Below are 8058 nucleotides of genomic sequence, written 5' to 3'. Positions count from 1 at the left end.
GGCCGGAAGGGGGACGGGCATGGATCTGCTTGGGTTCGCGCGATCCATCGTCGGGACCGCATCCCTAACCTGAGCCTGGCCGCATAAGGGTTCGAGCGGGAGACTTAGGCTTCCGCATAAGTGTCCCATCAGGATTCGATGCGAAGGCGCGGATCGGGGGCGAGTCACACTCGCAACGGAGCTACCCGCGGCCCACCTTTGCCTGCGGCGACGAGGCGCCGACGGGGGAAATCGCTTGCGCAAGGTGGGGTCGCCGATCCGGCGGGTGGTCTGGCTGTGCGCGCCGCTCCTGGCGCTGGCCGTCGCCGGCCTCGCCTACGCCTACCTTTCGCGACCGACCACGCTGGTGGTCGCCGTGGCCCCGAACGGGGGTTCCGAGCCGGCCCTGATGCGGGCCTACGCCGAGGCCCTGTCGAAGGGAAAGGCGTCCATCCGCCTGCGGATCGTCCCCTACGGCGGGGTGCGCGAGAGCGCCGAGGCCCTCCGGGACGGCAAGGCCGATCTCGCCGTGGTAAGGCCCGACGTGTCGATGCCGCGCAACGGGCTCACCCTGGCGGTCCTGCGCGAGCAGGCGACCTTCGTGGTCGCGCCCCGCCAAGCCGGCATCGACGGGTTCCCCGCCCTTGCGGGCAAACGGTTGGGCATCCTCGCGTCCCGGAAGGCGGACCATGCCCTCGTTCGGAGCCTCGTCGAGCGACACGGCCTGGACCTGCGGACCGACGTTCCGGAGGGCGACGTGCCCGGACGGACCGTGGCCCTCGTTCCGGTCGAGGAGGGCGACCTAGGCCGCTTCCTCTCCGAGGGCCGCATCGCCGCCGTGATCCTGCTGACCACGCCGACCTCGGCGGCCGCGCAACGCATCGTCGGGATCGTCCGGGGGGAGGACGCGAACGGCGAGGCGACGCTGTTCGGCGCGCCCGACGCGGCGTCCACCCTGGCACGGCTTCCCCGGCTCCAGGCCGTCACCATCCCTGCCGGCCTCTACGACGGGCAGCCGCGCCTCCCGGCCGAGGACGTCCCGACGGTCGGGTCGTCCTACCGCCTCATGGCCCGTTCGACCCTGTCCCGGAGCGTCGCCGCGGAGGTGACCCAGCACCTGTTCGAGATGCGGACGCTCCTGTCGGAGGCCGCTCCCGCGGCGGAGGACGTGACGCATCCGGCCTACGACACGACCGTCGGCGCGACCAGCGCACGGCTGCCCATTCACCCGGGCGCCATCGACTACTACGAGCGCGAGCAGGAGAGTTTCATCGAGCGCTACGAGAGCTGGATCTACCTGGTGGCCATCCTCGGTGGCGGCCTCGGGTCCGTCGCCGCGTGGCTGCGCCAGCGCGTCGGGCGCGTCCGGCGCGAACGGATCGAGGTCGCGACCCTGCGGTTGCTGGAGATCCGCTCGAACGCCCGAAATGCGACCGACCGGGTAAGGCTGGAGGCGATGGCGGGCGAGACCGACGACCTCGCGGCCAGCATCGCCCGCCATGCGATGAGGCGGACGAGCGAGCCCCGCACCCTGGCGGCGGCGACGCTTGCCGTGGATGCGGCGCGGTCCACCATCGCGAGGCGTCTCGGTCGCCCTATGGATGCAGGCGCAACGGCGGACCGTTGCGGGGAAGGCGCTTAGATGACCCTGACGAACGACATCACCTTCGAGCGCATCCGCGAACGGGCCTTCGAGCTTTGGGACCGCAACCACAGGCCGGAGGGACTCGACATACGTTTCTGGCTCCTGGCCGAGCGGGAGCTCAGGGCGGAAGCCGCGGACGGGAAGGGGCAGGCGCGAGATGCCGACGCCCGCCGCAATGGGAGTGCGTCATGAGCGGCGGCATGGCGGCGAGCGTCGGCGGGGGCGATGCCCGGTCACCGGCGTCACTTGCGAAGGCCCCTGCCGCCGATGGTCCCGTCGCCGCCGTCGGGGCCGAGGTCCCGGGCATCGTCGCCTCCGGGGTCTATGCCGGCGGACGCCGGGTCGCGGACATCCGGATCGACGAGGCCGGGGAATGGGCGCGGCGGCCGGATCACGTCGTCTGGATCGGCCTCTACCAGCCGTCGATGGAACTGCTCGTCGCGCTGCAGGAGCAGTTCGGCCTGCACCGCCTCGCCATCGAGGATGCGCGGCATGCCCACCAGCGCCCGAAGGTCGAGCGATATGGCGACTGCCTCTTCGTTGTCGTGCGCACCGCCCAGTTGGTGGATGGCCGCATCGCGCTCGGCGAGACCCAGATCTTCGTGGGCCGGGGATTCGTCGTCACCGTCCGCCACGGCGCCTCGGCCTCCTACGCGCCCGTCCGGGAGAAAACCGAATCCTGCCCGAGGCAGCTGGCCCATGGCGAGGACTACATCCTCCATGCCGTCCTCGACTTCATCGTCGACAACTACCGGCCCGTGATGGAGACGGTCATGGCCGAGGTGGAGGCCATCGAGGACCGCATCCTCAAGCGTGAGTTGCTCCCGACGGAGGTGGAGAGGCTTTACCTGCTCCGCCGCGACCTGCTGCGCCTGCGCACGGCCGTGGTCCCGCTCGTCGAGGTCTGCCGCAAGCTGGAGCACGACGACATGGTGGCCATCGACGAGGAGATGCAGCCGCTGTTCCGGGACGTCTCCGACCACCTGCGGGGCGTACAGGAGGAGATCGACGCCCTGCGCGAGGTGCTCGCGTTCGCGTTCGAGGCGAGCCTGATGCTGGGGCAGGCCCAGCAAACGAACATCACGCGGCGGCTCGCGGCCTGGGCGGCCATCCTCGCGGTCCCGACCGCCATCGCCGGGATCTACGGAATGAACTTCGAGTTCATGCCCGAGCTCAAATGGCGCTACGGCTACTTCGTCGTGCTCGGGGGCATCCTCACCGCATGCACCGTCCTGTACTGGCGGTTCCGGCGGAACGGCTGGGTCTAGCCCTAGGGATAGCGGCGCGCGATGGGACGTCCGGCCGTGGCCGTCGACGGCCGGTCCGGAAGGGACCGATACGGTTCGGGGGCGATCCGTGCCCTGCGCTCACAGCGTGCGCCGGGCCACCATGCCAAGGGTCGAGCCCTGCACGATGATGGTGAACAGCACCACGGCATAGGTCGCCGCCAGGATGGCCGGCTTGGCGTCGCTCTCCGGGATCGAGAGGGCCAGCGCCACCGAGATGCCGCCGCGCACCCCCGCCCAGGTCAGGAACGGCACGTTGCCGAGGCAGAGGTTGCCGCCCCAGCGGAAGAGCAGCACCGGGGCCGTCACGGCGACGAGGCGGGCGAGCAGCACGACGGGGACGGCGCAGGCGGCCAGCGTCAGGCCCGAGACCTGGAACCGGAGCACGAGGACCTCCAGCCCGATCAGCAGGAACAGCACCGAGTTGAGGACCTCGTCGATCAGGGTCCAGAGGGCCGAGACGTACTTCTGAGTGTTATCGCTCATCGCATGGCGTGGGGCGCGCTCGCCGATCAGCAACCCGGCCGCGACCACGGCCAGCGGTCCGCTGGCCCCGAGCTTCTGGGCGAGCGCGTAGGTGCCGGTGACGAGCGCGAGGGTGATCAGCACCTCGACCGGGAAGTCGTCGATGGCCCGCATCGCGCGGTAGGCGACGTAGCCGGTCAAGACACCGAGGACCAGGCCGCCCCCGGCCTCGTGCAGGAGGAGCGTCGCGACGCCGCCCGCGCCGGTCGCCTCTCCGCCCGATCCGGACGCGAAGGCGACGAGGACCGTGAACAGCACGATGCCGATGCCGTCGTTGAACAGGGCCTCGCCCTGCATCTCGATCTCAAGGGCCTCGGGGACCTGCACGTTCTTGAGGGTGGCCAGCACGGCGACCGGATCGGTCGGGCTGATGAGCGCCCCGAACACCAGCGCCCAGGCGAACGGCATGGGATTGCCCAGCGCCTGCGCCGCGGCCCAGAAGGCGCCCCCGACCAGGACGGTCGAGATCAGCGTGCCGAGCAGGGCGAGGGTCGCCACCGCCAGGGCGCGGTCGCGCAGGGCCCGCAGGTCGAGGCCCATGGCGCCGGCGAACAGCAGGAAGGCCAGCATGCCGTTCATCACCACGCCGGCGAAGTCGACCTGGTCGAGGATGCGGGTGAGATCCCCGTAGAGGTGCTGCGTCGGAAAGACGGCGTCGAGGCCCACGAGGGCGAGCGAGGCCAGCAGGCCCATCACGAGGAGGCCGATGGTGTGCGGCATCCGAAGGTAGCGGCGGTTCAGCCAACCGAACAGGGCGGAGAGGGTCAGCAGCATCGCCGCCAGGTCGAAGATCGAGATCACGTAGGAAGTCCCATCCGCCCGTGGGCATCCATCCCGTAACGTCGCGCTTCGCCGAAAGGAGCAAGGAAGATTGGCCTGCGTGGGTAGCGAATGCCTCATTATACCGGCGACCGGGGCCGGACGTGCCGCGAGGAACCCCGTAGACCGCTTCCCTCAGTAGGCTCCCTCGTCCGGGATGCTCAGCACGGTGCCGCACGCCTTGCAGTGGACCGCATCCGGTTCGTGCCGCTGCAGCGCGCAGGCCGGGCACGGGTGGCGGACCTTGTTGGGCCGGAACAGGACCTGGGCGAGCCGCAGGAACAGCGTCACGCCGCAGAGCATCACCACGACCGAGATGAGGCGTCCGCCCGTGCCGGATAGCGTGATGTCGCCGTAGCCTGTCGTCGTGAGGGAGGTCACGGTGAAGTACAGGGCGTCGACGTAGTTGCCGATGGCCGGGTTGGAGCGGTGCTGGGTCGCGTAGACCAGCCCCGTCATCACGAAGACGAAGACCGCCAGGTTGGTGGCCGCGAGGATCACCTCCTCGTTGCGGCGGAAGAAGTCGCTGTCGGAACGGAGGCGGTCCAGGAGTTGGTAGGTCCTGAGGAGCCGCAGCGTCCGCATGATGCGAAGGAAACCCGCCCCCTCGCCGACGATGGGTGCGAGGAAGGAGATCAGCGCGGCGATGTCGGCCCATGTGGTCGGTCGCAGCAGCTCCCGCCAGCGATGCCGCGAGATCGAGAGGCGGGCGACGAAGTCCGTCAGCACGGCCACCCCGATCAGGACATCGAGCCCTTCGAGGAATGGCGCGCGCGGCAGGAACGACGACACCACGACGAAGAGGATAGTGGCGACGTCGAAGACGAGCAGGCCGTACCGGAACCGATGGGCCCGGTCGGTATCGCCTTCGTAGAGGTCTCTCAGGCGGTGCCTCAGGGTATCCATGACGTGTCCCTACCCGCGTCGACCTCCGCCGTCTCGCCCGTCGCCGGGATGGACCGCACCCCTTGGAACGTCCGAACCGTCGACGACGGGCCGCGGCGCCGTCAGGCGCGCTGACCCCAAGGGCCGGCTTCCGGTCCCGGGGCGCGGTCATGGGGTCCGGTCGTTCCCGGCAGCCCTGTCGTCTTAACCGAGTCGTCCCGGAGCGATTGCACTCGCGGAATCCAGCTGGCAGGCCAGGCACATGAATGCTCCAAGACCCCTCCGCCGCCCGATCTCCGCCCTTCGCGACATCCTGCACGGCGAGGCGACCGGTGGCCTGATCCTGATGGCGAGCGCCGCCCTTGCGCTCGCCATCGCGAACTCCGCGGGATCGGAGGCTTACTTCGCGACGCTCAAGACCTACGTCGGCGGCCTCAGCGTGCTGCACTGGATCAACGACGGCCTGATGGCGGTGTTCTTCCTGCTCGTCGGCCTGGAGATCAAGCGCGAGGTGCTCGACGGCCGGCTCCGGACCTGGCCCGACCGAGTCCTGCCCGGCGTCGCGGCGCTGGGCGGCATGGTGGCCCCGGCGCTGATCTACGTCGCGGTCAACCGCTCCTCGCCCGAGACCCTTCGCGGGTGGGCGATCCCGACGGCCACCGACATCGCCTTCGCCCTCGGGGTGCTCGCCCTCCTCGGATCACGGGTGCCGGTGTCGCTCAAGATCTTCCTGACCGCGCTCGCCATCATCGACGACCTCGGTGCGGTCCTCATCATCGCCGCGTTCTATACCGCCGACCTGTCGCTGCCGATGCTCGGCGGGGCGGCGGTCGTGTTCGCGATCCTGTTCGGGATGAACAAGGCCGGGGTCAGCCGGCTGACGCCCTATCTCGTCCTCGGTGCCGTGCTGTGGTTCCTGGTGCTGAAGTCCGGCATCCACGCGACCATCGCCGGGGTGTTGCTGGCCCTGACGATCCCGCTCCGCCTTAGCGTCGGAAAGCCCGACGACCCGACCTCGCCCCTCCACATCCTGGAGCATGCGATCCACCCGTGGTCGTCGTACCTCGTGCTGCCGGTGTTCGGGTTCGCCAACGCCGGGGTCTCGTTCGCGGGCATGACCACGAAGATGCTTCTCGATCCGGTGACCCTCGGCGTGGCGTTGGGCCTGTTCGTCGGAAAGCAGATCGGGGTGTTCGGGGCGGTAGTTACCGCGGTGAGGCTCGGGCTGGCGCAGCGTCCGGCCCATGCCGGGTGGTGGCAGCTCTACGGCCTGTCGCTCCTGTGCGGCGTCGGCTTCACCATGAGCCTGTTCATCGGGCTCCTGGCCTTCGCCGACAGCCCCGAGCTGGAGGCCGAGACCAAGATCGGCGTCCTGCTCGGGTCCCTGTCCTGCATGGCTACGGGCGCCCTGGTGCTCCTGTTCGCGCCAAGGTCGGACAAGGGCGGTCGCTCCGATGCCCCGGCCGGCCGCCCCCGCGCCTCGGAGGCGGCATGACCTCGCGCGTCAGGGCTTGGCTGGAGACCCTCGGCGACCAGTTCTGGCTTCGTCCGGCCGTCGTCGTTCTGGCCTGCCTCGGCCTGGGGCAGTTTGCGGTCTGGCTGGAGACGGCCCACTTGGCCGGCTACGACGCATCCTCGCCGGAAGCGAACTGGGGCTATTCCGGCGGCGCCGAAGGGGCCAGGGCGCTCCTGAGCGCGGTGGCGTCCTCGACCATCGGGGTCGCAGGCACGACCTTCTCGATCACCATCGCCGCGCTGTCCCTCGCCTCCGGCCAGATGGGCCCCCGGTTGCTGCGCAACTTCATCCGCGACGGCCGCAACCAGGTCGTGCTCGGGATCTTCCTGGGGACCTTCGCCTACGCGCTGATCGTGCTGCGCACCGTGCGCACGGTCCAGGAAACGCCCTTCGTTCCGCATCTCGCGGTCACCGGCGCCATCGTGCTCGCGATGGTGAGCGTCGCCACCCTGGTCTGGTTCGTCCACCACATCGCAACCAGCATCAACGTCGAGACGGTCGTCGACGCCGTCCACCAGGACCTGTGCAAGGCCGTGCGGGAGCGGACCCTTGACGCCGCGGGCATCCCGGCACCGACGGACGATGCGGTGGGCTCGCCCGCGGCCGTCCCTGGAAGCGGTTACCTCCAGGCCCTGGATGCGGAGCGCCTTGCCGATTGGGCCCATGAGAACCGGGTCGTCGTCCGGCTGGGGATCCGACCGGGCGACTACGTCCCCATGGGCCTGCCCCTGGCTCGTGTCTCCGCCCCGGTCGAGGGCGTCGAGGATGCGCTCGCCCGCGTGCTCACCTTCGGTCGCCGTCCGGCGGCTCTTCAGGACATCGAGTTCCCCGTCCGGCAACTCACCGAGATCGCCGTCCGGGCGCTCTCCCCCGGGATCAACGACCCCTTCACCGCGGGAAGCGTCGTCGACCATTTTGGAGACGCCCTATGCCGCCTCGCGCCGCGCCACCTGCCGACAGGCGTTCACGAACGGGATGGACGGATCGTCCTCGTGCATCCAGCGACCGATTACGACGGGCTCTGCGATTCCATGTTCCACATGATCCGTCAGAACGCCGCCGGATCGGCGCATGTGCTCGGACGGATGCTCGATGTGCTCACCAGGGTCGCCCGGGTCGAGCGGTCTCCCAGACGGGTGGAGGAGTTGCGGCGCCACGCCGATCTCGTCGTCGCGGCGGCCCGGCGGGATGTGGCCGACCCTGCGGATCTGGAAGACTTGGTAGCGCGGCATCGATCGTTCGGTATCGCCGTGGAGTGACCGGATCTCGCCCCGCCAGTCGCAGGCCTCCGGATGGAACGGCGGTGCCGGCCATCCCCGAATTAAGGTCGCGCGGGCCCGTCACCCCGGCGACACCGTCCTGCCCATCCCTCAAGACGCGCCCAGGTCGTCGACGCCACCCAC

Annotated in this window: 7 protein-coding genes; 5 read left to right on the top strand and 2 right to left on the bottom strand. The window is 69.8% G+C overall.

Annotated features, from left to right (window positions below; all coding sequences use genetic code 11):
- Positions 1–274: 274 nt before the first annotated feature.
- The 3 genes from FV234_RS19470 to FV234_RS19460 are packed head-to-tail and all read left to right on the top strand — an operon-like array spanning position 275 to position 2892.
- Positions 275–1621, top strand: coding sequence for a TAXI family TRAP transporter solute-binding subunit (locus FV234_RS19470; protein WP_238273279.1), 1347 nt, complete (start codon positions 275–277; stop codon positions 1619–1621).
- The gene (locus FV234_RS19465) at positions 1622–1816 is read left to right on the top strand and encodes a DUF2934 domain-containing protein (protein WP_147831146.1); all 195 of its coding nucleotides are present in this window, start codon (positions 1622–1624) and stop codon (positions 1814–1816) included.
- Positions 1817–1824: 8 nt separating this feature from the next.
- Positions 1825–2892: a magnesium and cobalt transport protein CorA gene (locus tag FV234_RS19460; RefSeq protein WP_147831144.1), complete on the top strand. Its 1068-nt coding sequence runs from the start codon at positions 1825–1827 to the stop codon at positions 2890–2892.
- Positions 2893–2991: 99 nt separating this feature from the next.
- Here FV234_RS19460 and FV234_RS19455 read toward each other — a convergent pair whose 3' ends face one another.
- Positions 2992–4236, bottom strand: coding sequence for a sodium:proton antiporter (locus tag FV234_RS19455; protein WP_147831140.1), 1245 nt, complete (start codon positions 4234–4236; stop codon positions 2992–2994).
- Between the two features lie 153 nt (positions 4237–4389).
- Positions 4390–5160, bottom strand: a complete 771-nt coding sequence (locus FV234_RS19450) for a potassium channel family protein (RefSeq protein ID WP_147831138.1) — start codon at positions 5158–5160, stop codon at positions 4390–4392.
- A gap of 241 nt (positions 5161–5401) precedes the next feature.
- Between FV234_RS19450 and nhaA the strand changes: the two genes are divergently transcribed.
- Positions 5402–6634 carry a Na+/H+ antiporter NhaA gene (gene nhaA / locus FV234_RS19445; protein ID WP_147831136.1) on the top strand — a complete coding sequence of 411 codons (1233 nt, stop codon included), beginning with the start codon at positions 5402–5404 and terminating at the stop codon, positions 6632–6634.
- A complete protein-coding gene (locus FV234_RS19440; RefSeq protein WP_147831134.1) occupies positions 6631–7914 on the top strand; it encodes a DUF2254 domain-containing protein in 1284 nt (427 codons plus the stop codon). Before nhaA ends, FV234_RS19440 begins: the two co-directional genes overlap by 4 nt.
- The last annotated feature ends 144 nt before the right edge of the window (positions 7915–8058 follow it).

Origin of the sequence: Methylobacterium sp. WL8 (assembly GCF_008040045.1) — a bacterium.
GTDB classification, from domain to species: domain Bacteria; phylum Pseudomonadota; class Alphaproteobacteria; order Rhizobiales; family Beijerinckiaceae; genus Methylobacterium; species Methylobacterium cerastii.
The sequence above is the reverse complement of the archived record's forward strand: the minus strand, read 5'-3'. Positions and strand labels throughout refer to the sequence as shown.